The sequence below is a fragment of the Bacillus sp. NMCC4 genome (genome assembly GCF_002998555.1).
Classification (GTDB): Bacteria; Bacillota; Bacilli; order Bacillales; family Bacillaceae; genus Bacillus.
On sequence record NZ_PVRA01000007.1, the window covers coordinates 126,053 to 145,481 of the forward strand.

Annotated in this window: 18 protein-coding genes; 10 read left to right on the top strand and 8 right to left on the bottom strand. The window is 44.0% G+C overall.

Annotated features, from left to right (window positions below; translation table 11 throughout):
* Nucleotides 1–14: 14 nt before the first annotated feature.
* Entirely contained in the window at nt 15–929 is a 915-nt protein-coding gene (locus tag C6Y02_RS14605; RefSeq protein ID WP_060595524.1) for a DMT family transporter, read from the bottom strand.
* A gap of 130 nt (nt 930–1,059) precedes the next feature.
* Here C6Y02_RS14605 and C6Y02_RS14610 point away from each other — a divergent pair, with 130 nt between their 5' ends.
* Nucleotides 1,060–2,397, top strand: coding sequence for an aminotransferase-like domain-containing protein (locus C6Y02_RS14610; RefSeq protein WP_106031585.1), 1,338 nt, complete (start codon nt 1,060–1,062; stop codon nt 2,395–2,397).
* Here C6Y02_RS14610 and C6Y02_RS14615 read toward each other — a convergent pair.
* The 5 genes from C6Y02_RS14615 to tcyA all read right to left on the bottom strand — a co-directional run bounded on the left by C6Y02_RS14615 (nt 2,394) and on the right by tcyA (nt 6,311).
* Nucleotides 2,394–3,086 carry a 4'-phosphopantetheinyl transferase family protein gene (locus C6Y02_RS14615; protein WP_060595526.1) on the bottom strand — a complete coding sequence of 231 codons (693 nt, stop codon included), beginning with the start codon at nt 3,084–3,086 and terminating at the stop codon, nt 2,394–2,396. The genes C6Y02_RS14610 and C6Y02_RS14615 overlap by 4 nt on opposite strands.
* A gap of 185 nt (nt 3,087–3,271) precedes the next feature.
* Nucleotides 3,272–3,916: a YczE/YyaS/YitT family protein gene (locus tag C6Y02_RS14620; RefSeq protein ID WP_034664112.1), complete on the bottom strand. Its 645-nt coding sequence runs from the start codon at nt 3,914–3,916 to the stop codon at nt 3,272–3,274.
* 144 nt (nt 3,917–4,060) lie between these two features.
* A complete protein-coding gene (locus C6Y02_RS14625) occupies nt 4,061–4,804 on the bottom strand; it encodes an amino acid ABC transporter ATP-binding protein (protein ID WP_003214030.1) in 744 nt (247 codons plus the stop codon).
* Nucleotides 4,805–4,816: 12 nt separating this feature from the next.
* Nucleotides 4,817–5,509, bottom strand: coding sequence for an amino acid ABC transporter permease (locus C6Y02_RS14630; RefSeq protein WP_034325166.1), 693 nt, complete (start codon nt 5,507–5,509; stop codon nt 4,817–4,819).
* Entirely contained in the window at nt 5,496–6,311 is an 816-nt protein-coding gene (gene tcyA / locus C6Y02_RS14635) for a cystine ABC transporter substrate-binding lipoprotein TcyA (protein WP_003213831.1), read from the bottom strand. Before tcyA ends, C6Y02_RS14630 begins: the two co-directional genes overlap by 14 nt.
* A gap of 325 nt (nt 6,312–6,636) precedes the next feature.
* Between tcyA and C6Y02_RS14640 the strand changes: the two genes are divergently transcribed.
* Entirely contained in the window at nt 6,637–8,070 is a 1,434-nt protein-coding gene (locus C6Y02_RS14640; protein ID WP_081311447.1) for an amino acid permease, read from the top strand.
* Nucleotides 8,071–8,114: 44 nt separating this feature from the next.
* Here the strand turns inward: C6Y02_RS14640 and C6Y02_RS14645 are convergent, their stop codons facing one another.
* Nucleotides 8,115–9,608, bottom strand: coding sequence for a peptide MFS transporter (locus C6Y02_RS14645; RefSeq protein WP_106031586.1), 1,494 nt, complete (start codon nt 9,606–9,608; stop codon nt 8,115–8,117).
* Nucleotides 9,609–9,871: 263 nt separating this feature from the next.
* On the opposite strand from C6Y02_RS14645, the gene C6Y02_RS14650 reads away from it, so the two are divergent.
* From C6Y02_RS14650 to C6Y02_RS14685, 8 genes are all read left to right on the top strand, one after another.
* Nucleotides 9,872–11,656, top strand: coding sequence for a right-handed parallel beta-helix repeat-containing protein (locus C6Y02_RS14650; protein WP_066031332.1), 1,785 nt, complete (start codon nt 9,872–9,874; stop codon nt 11,654–11,656).
* Nucleotides 11,657–11,856: 200 nt separating this feature from the next.
* The gene (locus C6Y02_RS14655; RefSeq protein WP_060595529.1) at nt 11,857–13,182 is read left to right on the top strand and encodes an LLM class flavin-dependent oxidoreductase; all 1,326 of its coding nucleotides are present in this window, start codon (nt 11,857–11,859) and stop codon (nt 13,180–13,182) included.
* Between the two features lie 17 nt (nt 13,183–13,199).
* Nucleotides 13,200–13,703, top strand: coding sequence for a GNAT family N-acetyltransferase (locus C6Y02_RS14660; protein ID WP_095285964.1), 504 nt, complete (start codon nt 13,200–13,202; stop codon nt 13,701–13,703).
* Between the two features lie 22 nt (nt 13,704–13,725).
* Nucleotides 13,726–14,520 carry an amino acid ABC transporter substrate-binding protein gene (locus C6Y02_RS14665; RefSeq protein ID WP_060595531.1) on the top strand — a complete coding sequence of 265 codons (795 nt, stop codon included), beginning with the start codon at nt 13,726–13,728 and terminating at the stop codon, nt 14,518–14,520.
* A gap of 24 nt (nt 14,521–14,544) precedes the next feature.
* Nucleotides 14,545–15,219 carry an amino acid ABC transporter permease gene (locus C6Y02_RS14670; protein ID WP_060595532.1) on the top strand — a complete coding sequence of 225 codons (675 nt, stop codon included), beginning with the start codon at nt 14,545–14,547 and terminating at the stop codon, nt 15,217–15,219.
* Nucleotides 15,220–15,231: 12 nt separating this feature from the next.
* Complete coding sequence (locus C6Y02_RS14675) at nt 15,232–15,978, top strand: amino acid ABC transporter ATP-binding protein (RefSeq protein WP_060595533.1); 747 nt, start codon at nt 15,232–15,234, stop codon at nt 15,976–15,978.
* A 42-nt stretch (nt 15,979–16,020) separates the two neighbouring features.
* Entirely contained in the window at nt 16,021–17,169 is a 1,149-nt protein-coding gene (locus C6Y02_RS14680) for an amidohydrolase (protein WP_189318270.1), read from the top strand.
* Nucleotides 17,160–18,494: an MmgE/PrpD family protein gene (locus C6Y02_RS14685; protein ID WP_106031588.1), complete on the top strand. Its 1,335-nt coding sequence runs from the start codon at nt 17,160–17,162 to the stop codon at nt 18,492–18,494. The genes C6Y02_RS14680 and C6Y02_RS14685 overlap by 10 nt, the downstream gene beginning before the upstream one ends.
* Before the next feature lie 54 nt (nt 18,495–18,548).
* Here the strand turns inward: C6Y02_RS14685 and C6Y02_RS14690 are convergent, their stop codons facing one another.
* A complete protein-coding gene (locus C6Y02_RS14690; protein WP_044140502.1) occupies nt 18,549–19,394 on the bottom strand; it encodes a GAF domain-containing protein in 846 nt (281 codons plus the stop codon).
* Between the last annotated feature and the right edge of the window lie 35 nt (nt 19,395–19,429).

Here is a 19,429-nt window from a genome sequence, read left to right on the forward strand (position 1 = left end):
GAGACCGCTTTTTCTTATGAATTCCGCTTCTTCACTACATTCCCGCCAATCACTCCGCCAATAACCAGCACACCTCCGATGAGATGATACCAATCGATTGTTTCATGTAAAATGAGAACCCCAGCGGCGACCGTAATAAACGCAGATAAATTGTTAAAGATGCTGACCTTTGCCGCTTCAAGCTGAGAGAGGGCATAGTTTGATAAATATGCCGTGAGAAGTGAAGAAAGAATGCCTAAAAAGAGCATCGACCATACAAAGGATGCTTGTGTAAATGGGCTGAAAAATTGCGGCATTGTCCCGTTAACCGAATGCCGAATGAGCGCAGCGGCATTGAAGAAGACAAACCCAAAGAATGTCATCACGAAGGTGAGTTCAATCACATGGAAGCGCCGTGTAATCACCCGGGCAAATACACTATATGCACTGGAGGATAAGGCTGAAAGCAATATCAGCACATAGCCGATCATGTGTGAATGCTTTACATCAATTCCCTTCATGACAAAGAGAAGCATCACCCCGCACACAGAAAGAAGGGTAAACAGTACTTGTATCCATGTCGCGCGTTCCTTTAAAAACCACGCGGCCAGCACCATCGTCAGAATGGGAATCGTTGCCTGAATAATACCAGCCTCTGACGAAGAAGTATACATCAGCCCCCATACTTGAAAAGCAAAAAACAACACAGGGTAAAGCAAGGAAAACGGTACGATGTAGAGAAGGTCACGCCATTGAATGGAGAAGCGGTTCTTCTTTCGTAAAAATGGATACAGCAATAGTGCGGCTGCAAAAGAAATCGTAAAGCGGTGTGCCAATAAATCGATCGGGTTTGCTGATTCTAATGCAATTTTGACAAACAAAAATGAAAAACCAATAATCGTGGCGTAGCCTATCGCGGCAGCATACGCTTTCTGTTTTGAAATGTTCACAACTTGACTCCTTACACGAGCATGCATGCTTCAGTTGAATTGACCGGTTCTGTTCTTCTATCGTAATCGGATCATCTAAGGTGTACAATAAGAGAACATGATATCTGTACCGGTACAAGGAGGAAGCGGTGTGAGGAAATATGATCAGCTTATTCTCAGCTTAAAAGAGAAAATGGCGTCTGGTGAATACAGTGCTGGCATGAAGATCCCTTCCATTCGTCATTTAGTGGCTCAATATGGAGTGAGTAAAAGCACTGTCATCAAAGCACTGGACACATTAGAACGTGAACATCTGCTGTATTCTGTAGAAAGAAGCGGCTATTATGTCGTGAAAACGAAGCAGTCAGCGGGTAAACAGGATAGCACATGGATTGATTTTGCTTCATCTGCACCTGATCCCGTTGTGTTTCCATATGTCGATTTTCAGCACTGCATCAACCAAGCGATTGATTTGTATCAAAATGACTTGTTTATTTATGGCACAGCCAACGGCTTACCATCGCTGCTGCCAGTCATTTCTAAGCGATTAATGGATTATCAAGTATTTGCAAATCCAGAACAGATCGTCATGACCTCTGGTATTCAGCTGGCGTTATCCATTTTAAGCACCATCCCTTTTCCGAATGGAAAACAGACCATACTAGTCGAACAGCCTGGCTATCACCTATATCTCCAATATTTAGAGAAAAATCAACTGCCTGTGCGGGGGATTCAGCGGACGGAAAAGGGAATTGATCTTCAGGAATTGGAGCGTATCTTTCGAGAAGAGGAGATTCGTTTTTTCTATACGATGCCAAGGTTTCAAAACCCGCTTGGAACGAGCTTGTCAAAACAGGAGAAAAGAGCGATTGCAGCCCTTGCTGAGAAATATGATGTCTATATCGTTGAAGATGATTATATAGCCGATTTAGAATTCGACGCAAAAAGAGACCCGATCTATTCGTATGATCAGGCGGGTAAGGTCATTTATTTAAAAAGCTTCTCCAAAATCATCTTTCCAGGACTTCGAACAGGAGCAGTCGTTTTACCTGAGGAACTGATTGGACCTTTTAGTGAACACAAACGGCTCATTGACATCGACAGCTCCATGCTGTCACAGGCAGCCTTAGAAATATATTTAAAAAGCGGGATGTTTGAACGGCATCGAGACAGAATGCAGACAACCTATCGCAACCGATCCAAACAGCTGGTGACTTGTCTGAAAAATGATCAAATCGCTTATCAACTGGGAGAAGAGGAGCCAGCTACTCATACACATGTACGTGTCGATCGGTCGATTCCGATAAAGCAGCTCATTCAGCAGCTGAAAAAGGCATCTGTTTCCGTTCAGTCAATCGGCCGCCACTACCTGTCAACCCATCAAAAAGACCCCATTCTTCAGCTGAACATCTGGCATGTGAAAGAAGAGCAAATCACACGTGGAGTCGATTTGCTAAAGACAGCATTTCAGCAAATTGGGCGATATTAAAGACGGGACAGTACATCTTTGCAAGAGAGTATCTCAACACGTTCAGCCGCAGAAGGTTTTCGTGTGCACACCGCCATTTGGTAGGCAGGATCGAGTGAGTATGTTTGAACAAAGCAGGGCGCTTCATGATCAGGTAATGTCAACGTCGCCTGTCCATCCTCTGACAGACGGGCTGTAAAGGACGAAAGACCATAAGATAATCCCTTTCCAGTCAGCTTGATAAAGGCCTCCTTCATTGACCATAGATGAAAGAAGTAGGCTTCCTGCCGTTCTGCCGGTTGTGAAAGTAAATCCTCATACTCATCTGCTGAAAAAAATCGTTTAGCAATCGCTAGATCAATCGGTTTGATCTCCTCAATATCAATACCTACAGGTGCATCATCTATTGCGCATACGACCCAATCACCAGAGTGAGAAAGATTAAAGTGAAAAGAAGGAATGTGCCGGACGACAGGCTTGCCATTGCCCTCTGTTGCAAAAACGATTTGATCAATAGGCAGATCGTACATATCATGGATCATTTGACGAACCAGCACCTCACCTAACAGGGTCCTTCTTGCATCGACCAAAAAACGAAAGCGCTCAGCCGCAGCACGCTTTGCAGGTGATACAAAGGGTTTCAGGCAATCGATTTGTTGTCGTGCACCTATTTCATCTAAGTGTAGTAATTGGATAGCAAATATCTTCATAACGAACCTCAATTTTTTACATTGATTGTAACATTGGTGAGCGCCGTACAAAAGGGAAACAGCCTCCTTTTCACTGAAAGCCTAAAATGACAGATGTAGGCTTATTTCATCTTATGAATATAAGAAAAATCTGTTTATTTATTTCAGTACAAGAAAAGCCATTCTTTTTGTAGAATGGCTTGTTCTTATCTGATAAGCGTTTGAACAGGTTTCTCTGCTGTTTTAGTAATAAGCAGCTGCAGGAGCCGTGTAGACTGCGGCAAGGAGAAACGAAGGACGATACCTGTAAAAATAGCAGTCAGAATCGTGCCAATGCCAATCGGTCCGCCGAGCATCCATGCAAATAAAAGCACTGTTAACTCAATGCCATTTCGAACCCACTGCACGTTCAATCCTGTTTTCGCTGAGATGAGCAGCATTAATGAATCTCTTGGCCCGGCGCCAAGATTGGCTGAGACATAAATGCCAACACCATACCCTGATACCACAACGCCTGTAATAAACACATATAAAGCGGGTAAATACCCATGTGGTGCAGGCAATACCGCATTAAAGAAATCTATAAACACGCCAATCAGCACCATGTTCAATAATGCGCCGATCTTTGGAAATGATTTCGTAAAAACAGAAGTCAGTGTCACGATCAGTGCACCAATAATGATGGACCACTGTCCAATCGTGAGTCCAAAGTGCTGAAACAGTCCGTAGTGGAAAGCGTCCCAAGGACCAATCCCAAGAATCTTTCCTTTCACTGTCAGCGATAATCCAAAAGCTAGTACGATCAATCCAACAAAATAAAAAAACCAACGTAAAAGATGTTCCCGCTTCAAAAGCATTCCCTTCTTTCTTAAACACTCGAATTCAATCGTAACATACTCCCACGCCCCTTTAAATGGCTTTGCTCAATTGTAATCGCTTACTTTTAAAAATATGAAAAAAGGCTGCTCTCATCACGTGAGAACAGCCTTTTTTCATCATACTGGATTCAAAATCCGGTTTAAGAATTGTTTTGTTCGTTCTTCCTTCGGTCGTTTGAAGATTTCTTCCGGAGGGCCTTGTTCGACGATGACGCCGCCATCAATAAAAATCACTTCGTCTGCCACTTCTTGGGCAAACTTGATTTCATGTGTGACAACTGCCATGGTCCAGCCTTCTTTCGCTAGATCCTTCATGACCTTTAAGACTTCCCCGACAAGCTCAGGGTCAAGTGCAGAGGTTGGTTCATCAAAAAGCATGAGCTCTGGCTGAATGGCAAGTGCACGGGCGATCCCGACACGCTGCTTTTGACCGCCTGAGAGCTGGAATGGATACAGATCCTTTTTATCTTCAAGACCGACCTTTTGCAAGAGCTGGATGGCTTCTTTTCGAACCGTTTCCTTTGGACGGCGCTGTACTTGAACAGGACCTTCCATCACATTTTCAAGCACTGTGCGGTGTGGAAACAGGTGATAATCCTGAAACACCATTCCTGATTTTCGGCGAAGCTTCAGCAGGTCAGCTGATTTATTTTTTTTCGAAAAATCTATCGAGAAATCATCGAAGGTAAAGGAGCCGCCATTTGGTGTTTCAAGTGCATTTAAACAGCGAAGCATCGTTGTTTTTCCTGAACCTGATGGGCCAAGAATGGCTACAACCTGCCCTTTGTTGATCGTAAAATCTATTGACTTTAAAATCTCATTTTCACCAAAGGATTTCTTAAGACCTTTGACTGTTAGCATGTCGTTCCCTCCTTACCTTGCGACATATCGATCAAGTCGTTTTTCAATTTGATGCTGAACGAGAGATAGAATGAAGCAGAATACCCAATAGATCAGGGCTGCTTCCATATAAATGAACAATATCTGATCCAAGTTCGCTGCAGCAATTTCCTGAGACTTACGGAAAAGCTCTGCCACGAGGATTTGAGAGGCAAGAGATGTATCCTTCACCAAACTAATGAATGAATTAGATAGCGGCGGAATCGATACACGCACAGCCTGCGGTAAAATGACGCGGACGAGTGTTTTACGATGCGTCATCCCGATCGAATAACCAGCTTCCCATTGTCCTTTTGGAACAGACAGGACGGATGCACGAATAATTTCCGATGCATACGCACCTACGTTTAATGAAAAAGCAATAATGGCACTTGGATATGGATCCAGTGTGATATTAAATGTCGGAAAGAAATAGAAAATAATAAACAATTGCACAAAAAGCGGCGTTCCGCGAACGGCCGACACATAGATGGAGAAAATCCATCTGAGGGCTTTGATTTTAGACATTCTAGCAAGAGCTGTCACAAGCGCGATAAAAATACCAATGATAAAGGCAATGATGGCGAGGGGAATTGTATAATAAATCCCCTGCATCACCATTGGCCAAAAAGATTGCTGAAGAAGATCCCAAGGAATGACGACTCCCAGGGTATTACTTTGTAACATCTTCACCAAACCATTTCTTAGAAATCTTAGCAAGTGTACCGTCTTTTTTCATTTCTTTTAATGCGCCATTCACTTTGTCAACGACTTCGCCGCTGCCTTTTCTGAATGCAAAGTAAGTTTCTTGAGGATCTCCTGTTTCAAATGCAACTTTTAGGTTTTTGTTCCCGCTTGTTTTCAAGTAATTCAATACAGCCAGCTTGTCATTGAACGTCAGATCAGCACGTCCTTGCTGAATCAATTGAATCGATTGTGCAAGGCCTTCAACGCCTTCAATTTTAGCACCAGCATCTGTAGCTAGTTTATTGTAATTACTTGTTAAAGATTGTGCTGCTTTTTTGCCTTTTACATCAGATAGTTTCTTGATGTCGTTGTTATCTGATTTTGTCACAACAATGGCTTGAGACGTTGTGTATTTATCAGAGAACTCATATTGATTTTCACGTCCAGTTTTACCAACTTGGTTCGCTACCACGTCAAAACGTTTTGAATTCAGTCCAGCAAACATGCTGTCCCATTGTGTTTCTTTGAATTCAGGTTTTAAGTCAAGACGTTTTGCTACTTCTGTGATGACTTCTACATCGTAGCCAGTTAATTTATCTGTCTTTTTGTCATGGAATGTGAAAGGAGCATAAGTACCCTCTGTTCCGATCGTCAGAACACCTTTATCCTGAATGGATTTCCAAAGGTCACCTGATTCCTTAGACCCAGATTGTTTATTCGCGTTGTCGCTTGCACCAGATCCACATGCCGTGATCAATGCAACACAAGCGCCTAACATAATGGCAAAGAACATTTTTTTCATTTTATTCCCCACTTTTCTTGTTGGTATTTACAACATATGATCTTACAGAGAAGCAACCTAAAAGTAAAGCATTTGAAACTAGCTTGAGCGAATCTCACCAACTTTATGCCCGCAACCCATTTCTTTCAAACCTCTAACGTCTATAAAGCCTATCATCTTTTATTTGTGCGAACATTACTAAAATAAAGACTTTGAGACAGTGACCATAGAAGGAAGAATATTTATTATAAAAGATGTATAATTAGTAGGTTGTTTTGAAAATGGAATGAATCACATGGAGACATGTTTTGATAACTGAGCATCTTAGAAGAAGGAGGGCATCATTGTGGATGTTGGACAAAATCAGCCCGAACAACTGAAAAGGGCGATGACCTCCCGCCATTTATTTATGATTTCACTTGGCGGTGTCATTGGGACAGGCTTTTTCTTAGGAACGGGCTATACGATTGGACAAGCAGGGCCAGTTGGAGCCGTTCTTTCTTATATTGTGGGCGGATTGATTATGTATTTAACCATGCTGTGTCTTGGAGAGTTGTCGGTCGCACTTCCTGTGTCGGGGTCGTTTCATACGTATGCGACGAAATTTGTCAGCCCTGCAGCGGGTTTTGCTGTCGGCTGGATTTATTGGCTTGGCTGGGCGGCAACGGTCGCCCTAGAATTCTTATCAGCAGGACAGCTGATGAGGCGCTGGCTCCCGCAAGTGGATGTGTGGATTTGGTGTCTCATATTTGGAATGTGTCTTTTCTTATTAAATGCCCGGTCGGCGAAAGCGTTCGGGGAGTCGGAGTTTTTCTTTTCAACCATTAAGATTATTGCGATTTTACTCTTTATAGGTGTAGGCGGAGCGGCGATGTTTGGTTTTATTGAAACAACGAGCGGTGAACCTGCCCCTTACTTCAGTCATTTTGTGAGTGATGGTTTGTTTCCAAATGGATTGCTCGCCGTTGTGGTCACGATGATCACCGTGAACTTTTCATTCCAAGGAACAGAGCTGATCGGGATTGCGGCAGGGGAAAGTGAAAACCCTGAAAAAACCGTTCCTCGTTCGATTCATCAGACGGTTTGGCGTACACTCGTCTTTTTCGTCTTATCCATCTTTGTCTTAGCGGGTATGGTGCCTTGGAAGGAAGCGAGTGTGCTGCAAAGTCCATTTGTTACTGTATTTGAGAGAACGGGAATTCCTTTTGCGGCAGACATCATGAACTTTGTCATTATCATCGCTTTATTATCTGTTGCCAACTCTGGCTTGTATGCATCGACGAGAATGCTGTATTCCTTATCGAAGGAAGGAATGGCAGGAAAAGCATTTAGACGCGTGAATCAGCGCGGTATTCCGATGAATGCCTTACTGCTCACGTTCCTGTTTACAGGGATTTCGCTATTATCCGGGTTCTTTGCAGAGAAAACAGTATTTGCCTGGATCGTGTCCATTGCCGGCATGAGTGCCCAGACTGGCTGGATCACCATTACATTATCACAGATGCTTTTCCGCAGAAGATATCTTAAAGCAGGCGGAAAGCTGGAAAACTTAAAATTTAAAACCCCTCTCTATCCGGTTCTGCCAATTATTGCGATTACACTCAACACAATCGTTTTAATCAGCCTTGCCTTTGATAAGGAACAGCGCATTGGGTTATATGTCGGCGTCCCTCTCATGATCATTGGGTATGTCGTCTATCACCGCTATGTGAAAAAGCATCAGGCGAAAAGTGAACCGCTTAAGCTGCAAATCCATGGAGATGATGAGATCCGGTTTTAAACCAGAAAAAGAAGCCAACCCAATCGGGAGGCTTCTTTTTTCATTTAATGAATGCCTTTCATTGCTTTCTTGATCACTGGTGTTAAGAGCAGCATCACACCGCATAAAACGATGGAAAGCATTCCGATGATACCGAAATAGACGGTTTCTGGCACTTTATCAAACAGTTTGACCACTTGCGCATTGATCGCCTGTGCCATCGCATTTGAAAGGAACCAAAGGCTCATCGTTTGCGCTGAGAAGGCAGCAGGTGCAAGCTTTGTTGTTGCTGACAGCCCAACTGGTGATAAGCAGAGCTCTCCGATCACGACAAGGAAGAAGCTCAGAACGAGCCATAATGGGCTCACAAGTGTATTCGGACCAGACATGTAGGCAGGAATGATCATGATGATGAAGGATAATCCTGCAAATAGAAGGCCAAGTGAGAACTTAATCGGGGTAGACGGCTGTTTCTTTCCAAGTCTAATCCACAACCAAGCAAATACAGGAGACAGCAGCACAATAAAGATTGGGTTCAATGATTGGAACCACGAAGAGGCAAGTGTCATCCCTAGGAAATTCAAGTTTGTTCGTTGATCTGCATATGTGGCTAAAATGTTTGAGCCTTGTTCTTGAATTGCCCAGAACATCACCGCAGCAAGGAACAATGGAATATAAGCGAGAACCCTGGATTGCTCCACTGAGCTCGTCTTTTTACTGAAATACATGACGATGAAATACACAATCGGAATGAGCACACCAAGCACACTGACAAACCAAGTGAATAGATTAATCGTGAGTGCGCCTGTTTGAATGCCAATGACAACAAAAACAGCGAGCACAATGATGATCAATGTTCCGAAAATTTTGAAGTTCTTGCGTTCAGCAGCTGATAACGGATTTGTCACATAAGTGCCGGCAAGACCAAGGTTCGGTTTTTTCGTGATCACAAATGTAATAAGTCCAACAAGCATCCCAACGGCAGCAAGTGAGAATCCGAGGTGGAAGTTCACTTTTTGACCGAGTGTTCCGACAATTAATGGGGAAATAAATCCACCCATGTTGATGCCCATGTAGAAAATACTAAAGCCAGAATCCCTGCGAGGGTCCGTTTTGGTATACAGGTCGCCAACAATGTTTGAAACGTTCGGCTTCAAAAGGCCCGTCCCAATAATAATCAGTCCCATACTAATAAAGAGCGCTGTTGCTCCGCTTGGCAAAGCTAAAATGACATGTCCAAGCATAATGAAAACCCCGCCATAAAAGACCGTACTGGACGAACCGAATACTCGATCGGCGAGCCATCCTCCAATAATGCCTGACATATAGACAAGCGCACCGTAGACAGACATGATCGAATTGGCTGTCGTCTGATCAAAACCAAGACCGCCTTTTGTCACCTCTGTGTACATATAATAAATAAGCAGTGCACGCATGCCGTAATAAGAGAAACGCTCCCAAAATTCAGTGAAAAACAGTGTGTAAAGTCCTTTAGGATGTCCAAAAAACCCTTTTTGAGGAACACTTTTAACAATTTTATCGTGGTCAATTGTAGACATGGCATAGATCCTTTCTTAAAAAAAGAGATATGAGAAAAATGATATTCTTGTATAGTTCTTGTGTCAATATAAAACTATTCTAAAACAGGAAAATGTTAGTTCAATAGGCGTAAAGACTCAAAAAAATGAAACATTCTTTCAAGTGAGAATGGTCAGAAAGTTATATCGGAAGAATTTACTTAAAATTTGAAGAATTGTACAAGCAAACCTTTTACACATGCATAGGATGACAAGAGGACTTGTGTGAAAAGGAGGGATTTAGGTTGGGGGAATTGAATGAATCTGATCTAAAAAAACCTGTTGTCAATGTACAAGATTTTGGTGTGATTGCGGATGGGGAAACGGACTGTACAGCGAGGCTCAATGAATGCTTAGAATGGACGAAAGCACAGGGGTATTCCCACGTCTGGCTGCCGAGCGGCACGTATGTAATCGATGCAGTGTACAGAGGTGATCGATTTTTTCCTTTCCGAGGTGCAGGCATACGGGTGCCAAGTCATATGTACATTGAGATGGCGCCGGATGCCGTGATTAAGGTAAAACCAAATGATTCGTGGGGGTATGCGGCCTTTTATATAGGAAAGGTTCAGCATGTGACCATCAGGGGCGGGCGAATCGAAGGGGATCGTCATGAGCATGTGTACAAGTCGCTTCCCCCTGAACGAAAAACCCATGAGTGGGGCTTTGGGATATGTATTGAAGGGGCCTCCCATGTGGAAGTGAATCGTGTGCAAATCAAGAATTGTACGGGAGACGGCATCATTGTCAGTCCCCACGGTTTATTATCACAAGCTGAATCGTACTCGCCTGCTTCATCTATTCATATTTCTGGCTGCCACATCACAGATTCAAGACGAAACAATATCTCGATTACAGGCTGTGATGGGGTCATTGTGGAGGACTGTCTGCTGGAGAGAGCAGGAGTAAACGGAGTCGAGCCGAGAATGGGTATTGATATTGAAGGCTACGGAGAAAAAGCAGTTAATATGGAAGAACCGCTGAATATTCAAATTCGAAACAACATTGTAAGAGGTGGTGCTGCAAGTTCCATTTATAATTTCAACGGCTATGGTGTCATCATTGAAGGCAATCATACAGACAGCAGTATCTCCTATGGCTTTGCCACCGAAACAATCATTGCCAACAATTTGATCCGTGCAGTGGGAGGAGGCGTTACAAAAGCAGGAATTACGAGCTTAGGTGTCTCTCTTGGTCAAACGGAAAACAATGTGATCATTATTGGCAATATGATTGAGGGATTTGAAAAAGGGATTGATGTGAGGGGCGACAGCGTTCACATTACAGGAAATAAGATCAGTCTATTTGAAGATGCGGCTGTGTCCGTTTATATGGCGAATCGTATTCTAATAGAAGGAAATCATATTGAATCGGGGACGAATACAGGGCAAAGAAGCGCAGCGCTGCGTATCTATCAATCGGATAGCGTCGTCTTTTCAAACAATACAATCTACTCGGTGATCGATGGGGCGATGGTGAGAGGAACGAATATCCTGATCCAGCACAATCAATTCAAAGATTTCAGCAGAGGGATATGGGTGCAGGAAGGGGAAACTGGAATCAACGGCAACCACTTTATTCAAGAAGGACACCCAGAGCTTGCGTCTTCGTATACGATCAGTATCACTGGGAGTGCAAAGGCTTTCATCTGGCAGAATCGCTTTAAGCACTACCAAAATTACGCCTTATACAGCAGCACGACGGGTCCATTAGAAATTAAAGATAATTCCTTTGAAGAAACATCTTTATATGTGGTGATGTATATTAAAAATGGTTCACCGCAAATTGGAGATAACCGCTTTTATTTAAATCGTTCGTTCGGACAGCCGACGGCGATCTTTATCGATCAAGCCGCCTCAGCCCGTGTGCTGCGGAATAACATCATTAATTTATCTCCTCAAAAAGCGATTGCCGTCCGCACTATATCTTCCACTCATTCCGTGATCGCCCATAACATGCTGGAACGCAGCCAATTGGTGACACATACCACAGACCGGCTCATCGGAAATATTGAAATCGACACACCATGATGAACGGGTGAAATCCCTAATTTTGGAGGTTCAGAAGGCGGTTGACAATCCTGTAAAAAGGGCATATAGTAATAATTATTTTTCATTTTTCGCAACATTTGCCCTTTTTTTATTGATAAAACCGATTAATTCAATCAGAAAAATGTATCTTCTGAGGACTTCAGTTTGATACAGCAGGATATAGAAAGGATGAAGAACAAGTGTCACAGCCGAAAAGGAAGCTCAAGCTAGGCGTATTCATCGCAGGAACTGGACATCATGTTGCCTCTTGGAGACATCCGAACGCCGTATCAGATGCAGCCATGAACCTGGATTATTTTAAACAATTAGCGAAAAAAGCAGAGGAAGGAAAGTTGGATTTGCTCTTTTTAGCCGACAGCTTATCCATTAACCAAACCTCTCATCCGAATGTACTCACGAGATTTGAACCGCTCACCCTGCTTTCGTCCATTGCTGAGTCTACTTCATCAATTGGTTTAGCAGCAACAGCATCTACTACATACAGTGAGCCTTTCCATATTGCAAGACAGTTTGCCTCCCTTGACCATTTATCAGGCGGAAGAGCGGCATGGAATGTGGTCACATCTTCTATTGAAGAAACAGCGAAAAATTTTAGCGGAGAAGAGCATTTAGCACACCATAAACGGTATGAGCGAGCAGAAGAATTTGTCGAGGTCGTGAAAGGTCTTTGGGATTCTTGGGAGGAAGACGCCCTTGTCAGAAACAAGGCAACGGGAGAATTCTTTGAATCTAGTAAGCTTCATGAGCTCCAGCATAAAGGTGAGTTCTTCTCAGTACGGGGTCCTCTCAACGTATCACGCACGCCTCAAGGGCAGCCAGTGATCATTCAAGCAGGATCATCCGAAGATGGTCAAAAGCTTGCAGCGAAAACAGCTGAGCTCATTTTCACTGCACAAAACGATCTCGAAAAAGCGAAGGAATTTTATCAAAGCTTGAAGGAGAAAGTTGAGGCTGCTGGTCGTGCTAGAGAGGACGTCAGCATCATGCCGGGTATCTTCCCGATCATTGCTGATACAGAGGAAGAAGCCAAAGCAAAATATGAAGAATTACAGGAGCTGATTGTTCCTGAGATTGGGCTGAGCATTCTGCAAAACTACTTAGGTGGGATTGATCTGTCTCAGTATCCTTTAGACGGACCGCTTCCAGAGATTGATCCAAGCACGTCAAATGCGGTGAAAAGCCGCTTTGATCTTGTGATGAATATGGCGAGAAAGGATAACCTGACCATTCGCCAGCTCTATCAATCGGTTGCCGGCTCTCGTGGTCATAATATTTTCATTGGAACACCAGAGCAGCTAGCAGATGTGATGGAAACATGGATCAATGAAGAAGCAGCAGACGGCTTTAACGTCATGCCGCCGCTCTTGCCAGAAGGGCTGGATGTGTTCGTAGACCGCGTCGTCCCGATTCTTCAGGAACGTGGCTTATTCAAAACAGATTACACAGGACAAACCTTACGAGAAAATCTTGGGTTAAAGCAGCCAAAAAATCGCTACACGACATAAGGGTGAGGTGACTAACGTTGGGATACACGTTTCGTCTGGCAACAGAAGCAGATATAGAGGCGCTGCTTGAACTGACAACAAGAGCCTATGAGCCAATTCGTGAGCTCGGCATCCAGTTTCAAGCAGCACATGCTGATTTCGCTCTCGTTCAGAAAAATGTACAAAAGAATCTTTGCTATGTGATGGAAGAAAACGGAGAACTTCTATCTACCTTGTCGCTCCGTATGCCTTGGGGAGAGCAGCCAGGACCGTTCGGCGTCCCTCACATTTGGTGGTTTGCTTCAGAGCCTTCCGCCAAAAAAGGGACAGGCTCTGTCTTGCTGGAATGGGTGGAAACTGAAGTGCTAAGGGATACCCTGAAGGTGCCATACGTATCTCTTGGTACAGCTGATAAGCATCCGTGGCTCATGGACATGTATGAGCGCAAAGGCTACGTCAGAGCAGGAGAAAAGGATTTAGGCAAGGGTCACATCACGGTTTATTTTAAAAAACAACTAAGGTCAGATATGACACAATTATAAGAAGAAAGAAGGGTTTACGAACATGAAAAACAAAAAGTGGCTAGTCGTTCTATTTGCAGCAATGCTGGCAGTTTTAGCAGCTTGCGGCGGCAACAATCAGAGTGAAGGCAAAGACGAAAAAGTGTTAAAAGTAGGCGCCACAGGGCAAAGCTATCCGTTTGCTTATAAAGACAATGGCAAGCTTGTTGGCTTCGATGTCGAAGTAACTGAAGCCATCGCAAAAAAACTCGGCTACAAACTAGACTGGCAGCTGAGTGAATTCAGCGGACTGATGGGACAGCTGACATCTGGTAAGCTGGATACAGTGTCAAACCAAGTCGCAGTCACAAATGAGCGTAAACAAACGTTTAACTTTACAGATACGTACGCTTACGCAGGAACACAAATCATCGTGAAAAAGGACAACAACGACATCAAAGGTCTTGATGATTTAAAAGGAAAAACAGTGGCGGCGGTTCTTGGCTCTAACCACGCCAAAAACCTAGAGAGCAAAGACCCGGACAAAAAAATCAATATTAAAACATATGAAACGCAAGACGGTGTATTAAATGAAGTGGCAAATGGCCGAGTAGATGCTTATGTCAACGGACGCAGTGTATTACTTGCTCAAATTGAAAAAACAGGTCTGCCTCTCAAAATCGTTGGCAACCCAATTGTGTATGAAGAAGTAGGCTACCCATTTGCCAAAGATAAAAAGCATGACAAGCTAAGAGAAGAATTTAACAAAGCGATTAAAGAATTAAGAGAAGACGGGACACTGAAGAAATTGTCTGAGAAGTATTTCAAAGACGATGTCACGGTGCCAATTAAAAAATAACGACAGCGGCGGTGAAGAGCAGACATGAACAAAATTGATTGGCAGTATATGGTGACGGTTTTTCCGACATTGATTCAATACTTGCCGATAACGATCTTCATGGCGATTGTCTCCATGGTATTTGCCATTATCATTGGTGTGGTATTCGCTCTCATTACGAAAAACCGGATACCTGTTTTATACCAATTTGCCAAGCTGTATATTTCTTTTTTCAGAGCGGTTCCAACCTTGGTTCAGCTCTTTCTCATTTATTTTGGTCTTCCGCAGCTATTCCCTGCGATGACCTCAATGGATGCCCTAACAGCGGTCATTATCGGATTAAGTATTAAAAACTCAGCATACTTAGCAGAAATTTTCAGAGCGGCCCTCAATTCTGTAGATGAAGGGCAGCTAGAGGCATGTCTATCTGTCGGCATGACAAGATGGCAGTCTTACGTCAGAATTATTTTCCCGCAGGCAGTCAGAAATGCGATTCCAGCGACGGGGAATACCTTTATCGGTCTTTTAAAAGAAACATCTCTTGCCTTTACCATTGGGGTGGCAGAAATGTTTGCACAAGGGAAGATGATTGCGTCCGCGAACTATAAATACTTTGAAACCTATTTAGCCGTAGGGATTGTGTATTGGGTTATGACCATCATTTATAGCTTCCTTCAAGACCTATTTGAACGAAAAATCAGCAAACCTTACCGGAATTAAGGAGGTGTGGACATGATCAAGCTCACCAATTTGAAGAAATCATTCGGCGATCTTGTCGTCTTAGACGGAATCAATCTCGACGTGCAAAAAGGACAGGTTGTGGCCATTATCGGACCTTCTGGCTCCGGTAAATCCACCTTGCTGCGCTGCTTAAATTTATTAGAAATACCAGATGAAGGCATGATTGAAATTGGCGATGCGAAGCTCGATGCGTCCAAGTATACACGTAAAGAAGCCCATCATCTGCGTCAACAAACGGCCATGGTGTTTCAAAACTATAATCTATTTAAAAACAAGACAGCACTGCAAAACATCACAGAATCACTGCTTGTGACGAAAAAAATGACGAAGCAGCAGGCAAATGAGATTGGGATGAAGCTGCTGAAGCAGGTAGGATTAGAGCAAAAGGCTGACAGCTATCCAGTCACGTTATCTGGCGGACAGCAGCAGCGAATCGGGATTGCCCGCGCATTAGCGGTTGATCCACATGCGATTTTACTCGATGAACCAACGTCAGCTCTTGATCCAGAGCTTGTCTCAGGTGTGCTTCAAGTGATTAAATCCATTGCGATTCAAGAAACAACGATGATCATCGTCACACATGAAATGGCGTTTGCAAGAGAAGTGGCAGACCATGTGATTTTCATGGCGGATGGTCATATTATTGAACAGGGCACACCAACTGAGCTATTTGATGAAACGAAGAATGAACGGACAAAACGATTTATCCAAAAAGAAGCAGCGGCTGAAGAAGCATAAGCTGCTTTTTACTCTTTAGAGGGGTGAGTATCAGTGAAATCAATAGGAAATGTAGCTTTAAACAAACGTTTAATTAACATTCGCCGAGCGCTTCATGAACATCCAGAGCTGGCATTTGAAGAATATGAAACGACAAAAAAACTGCGCAGCTGGTTAGAAGAGGAAGGGATCACCGTACTCGATTTTCCAGCTCTTCAAACAGGAATCGTCTGTGAAATCAAAGGAGAACAAGAGGGACCAACGATTGCCCTGAGAGCTGATATTGATGCACTTCCGATTGAAGAAGCATCAGGCGAACCATTTTCCTCAAAGGTACCTGGGAAAATGCATGCATGCGGTCATGATTTCCATACAGCTTCTATCTTTGGAGCGGCTCTTTTATTGAAAGAGCGGAAACACGAGATCAAAGGAACGGTCCGCATTTTGTTCCAGCCGGCTGAGGAAGTCGCGCAAGGAGCGAAACACGTCATAGAGGCAGGCGTATTAGATGGAGTGGATGCGATTTTTGGTATGCACAACAAACCTGATCTGCCAGTAGGCACCATTGGTATTAGAGAAAAAGCATTAATGGCAAGTGTTGACCGGTTTGAAATCGATATTAAAGGGACGGGTGGCCATGCAGGTATTCCGAATCACACGGTGGACCCGATTGCCATCAGCGGGCAGATCACAAGTGCTCTTCAGCAAATCGTCAGCCGCCGCATCAGCTCCTTACATCATGCAGTAGTCAGTATCACACGCATTCAAGGCGGTACATCATGGAATGTGATTCCTGATCGTGTTGAGATGGAAGGAACCGTTCGGACGTTTGAGCCTGAAGTGAGAGCGATGATTCCAGAGCTTATGAAACAAATCGTGAGTGGGATTGCCGAAGGATTTGGGGCAAAAGGCGAAGTGAAATGGCATCCGTATTTGCCTTCTGTGTTGAATGACGAGCGTTTGACAAAGGTGGTCGAAGAAACGGCAGATGCGCTGGATCTCACAGTAGTTCAGGCAGAGCAGTCACCGGGCGGAGAAGATTTTGCCCTTTATCAAGAACGCATTCCAGGCTTTTTCGTATGGATGGGGACAAGCGGTACCGAGGAATGGCATCACCCTGCCTTTACATTAAATGAAGAAGCACTCCCTGTTGCCGCTGCCTTCTTTGCCGAGCTTGCCGTTCGGGCATTGGAGTCACGATCATGGAACTAACAAAACAATTGGCAGAGGCTGTACTGTCTGCTAATCCACTTCAAGATCAGCGGGCGGTAGAAATGGCTCGAAATGGTCTGTTAGATGCTGCGGCGGCGGCGCTTGCTGCGAAAGAGGATGAAGGAATTCAAAAGCTCATGGCGCTTGTGGAACAAGAAGGCGGAGCCGCTCAAATTCCTGTCATTGGACAAGGGAAGAAGGTCAGCCGTCAATCAGCAGCGATGCTGAACGGCTACCTGATCCATGCCCTTGATTATGATGATGTGCATTCAGACGTGAGAGGACACCCAAGTGCGGTTATCATTCCAGCATTGCTATCACAGCTATCAGACGGCAAAGGGTTTGGCGATCGATTTTTAGCTGCCTACATCACAGGTGTTGAAGTGATGGCAAGGCTTGGCGAATCCATCGGCAAGGCGCATTATGAGCGGGGCTGGCATAATACCGGAACCCTCGGAGCCATTGCAGCAGTATGTGCCATTGGGTATTTAAAACAAGTCTCGCAGGAAGAGCTGGCGAAGGCAATCGGCTTTGCCGGAGCGCAATCAGCCGGAATGAGAAAGCAGTTTGGCTCTGATATGAAACCATTACAAGCCGGCTTAGCGGCTAAAACAGCCGTCTGGTCTATGGACTTAGCTTGTTCAGGTTTTGGCGGGAATGAATCGGTTCTTGATGGTACGCTTGGTTTCTTTTCTCTCTATGGAGATCAGGAGCGCGCGGAAAGTCGTTTACTAGAGGGATATGGTACAACGTGGCGTATTGTCTCGCCGGGGCTGTGGTTCAAAGTATACCCGTTCTGCTCAGCAGCGCATCATGCAGCAGATGCGATTCTGTCCTTAATGGAAGAGCATACTTTCTTTTCGGATCAGGTGAAACAAGTAGAGGTCATATTCCCGCCTGGCGGAGATGCAGCGCTTATTGAGCGGACACCTTTGACGGGCGAAGAAGGACGATTCAGTGTCGAATACGTCATCGCACTTGCCGTATTTGGACAGACGCTTACGCTGGATGCCTTTACGAAAAAAACCATTCCATCAGACATGCGCACATGGATGAAGCGGATGAGCAGAGAATATGATCAAACGACAGAACCCCATCCAGACGCTGTCCCAAAAGGTCGCTTTACGATTGTGAAGCTTACCTTATCTGATGGCACCACCATTAGCAAACGAGTCGATCTTCCGCGGGGCGCACCAGGCCATGCACTATCGAAAGAAGACATCATGCAAAAATTAAACAGTATCACAGACACATCGCATGCACAGCAGATTTTACAAGTTATTGAAGACGGAAACGATTCTTCTTATTTGCAGCTGCTGGCATGATTTAAAAAGAAGAAAAGGGCTAAAATTTATTTAGCCCTTTTTGTGTCTCATTCCTTATTCCATTTTAGTAAACGTCAAGCCAATATGAGCAAGTGCCTGCGGCAAGTCTTTCCGGATGGTAATGTCTTTAAATGAAATATTCGATTGAATCGCACTTAGAGCAAGATCTTGTTTAATCCCTGTTAAAACAGCCGAAATCCCTAAAAGTCTCAGCGTTTGTGCATAGCTGACCAGATATTGAATGCTCTGTTCATTCAGGCGTTTTGTTCCCGATACATCAATGACCAAATGAGAGAGCGACAGTCTGTAACTTTCCTGTAAAATGGTTTCTAAAATATGCTGAGCACGTGTCTCTTCGATATCACCTAGGAGAGGAAGCACGGCGACACCGTCAACAACTGGGACGATCGGTACAGATAATTGCTGAATCTGCCGGTTGGCACGGTCTAGTTCCAGGACGTAGCTTAATAGAGAAGCCATCGTTTCAAACATATGCACATGCTCTTCTGTGAATTGCTGTGGTCTTAGATCAAGCCCGCAAATCGTTCCGTAGTTTGTGCCATCTGTAAAATTAATCGGCACTCCGATGAATGATCCGCCTTGAAGACGTTTCGTGACTTCTAAGTATTTAGAACGATCATCCAATGATATATCAGGAATCACAAGCGTATCCTGATGATCGACCGCCAGTTTGCAAAATGTCTTCTCGTAAGGAATTTCTTCTCCTTCTTCAAGAAGCTGCTCATCATGATTCAGCACCTTTACAATCTGATTGGTGGTTTGATCGTTTTTAGCAATAAACAGTGTATTTACATCAGTGAATTGACTCATCATATTTAAAATACTCGTAGAAGCATCATGAAAATTGCGAAACTGTTTTAATAGTTGTTGACGAGGCATTGTTTTAGGACTCCTTGTAGCTCCGATCATAGGCC

Coding starts and splice junctions, on each gene's coding strand:
- C6Y02_RS14685 (WP_106031588.1), top strand. CDS start 17,160: ATGGAACTAACAAAACAATTGGCAGAGGCTGTACTGTCTGCTAATCCA.
- C6Y02_RS14625 (WP_003214030.1), bottom strand. CDS start 4,804: ATGCTAACAGTCAAAGGTCTTAAGAAATCCTTTGGTGAAAATGAGATT.
- tcyA (WP_003213831.1), bottom strand. CDS start 6,311: ATGAAAAAAATGTTCTTTGCCATTATGTTAGGCGCTTGTGTTGCATTG.
- C6Y02_RS14690 (WP_044140502.1), bottom strand. CDS start 19,394: ATGCCTCGTCAACAACTATTAAAACAGTTTCGCAATTTTCATGATGCT.
- C6Y02_RS14675 (WP_060595533.1), top strand. CDS start 15,232: ATGATCAAGCTCACCAATTTGAAGAAATCATTCGGCGATCTTGTCGTC.
- C6Y02_RS14615 (WP_060595526.1), bottom strand. CDS start 3,086: ATGAAGATATTTGCTATCCAATTACTACACTTAGATGAAATAGGTGCA.
- C6Y02_RS14630 (WP_034325166.1), bottom strand. CDS start 5,509: ATGTTACAAAGTAATACCCTGGGAGTCGTCATTCCTTGGGATCTTCTT.
- C6Y02_RS14645 (WP_106031586.1), bottom strand. CDS start 9,608: ATGTCTACAATTGACCACGATAAAATTGTTAAAAGTGTTCCTCAAAAA.
- C6Y02_RS14665 (WP_060595531.1), top strand. CDS start 13,726: ATGAAAAACAAAAAGTGGCTAGTCGTTCTATTTGCAGCAATGCTGGCA.
- C6Y02_RS14670 (WP_060595532.1), top strand. CDS start 14,545: ATGAACAAAATTGATTGGCAGTATATGGTGACGGTTTTTCCGACATTG.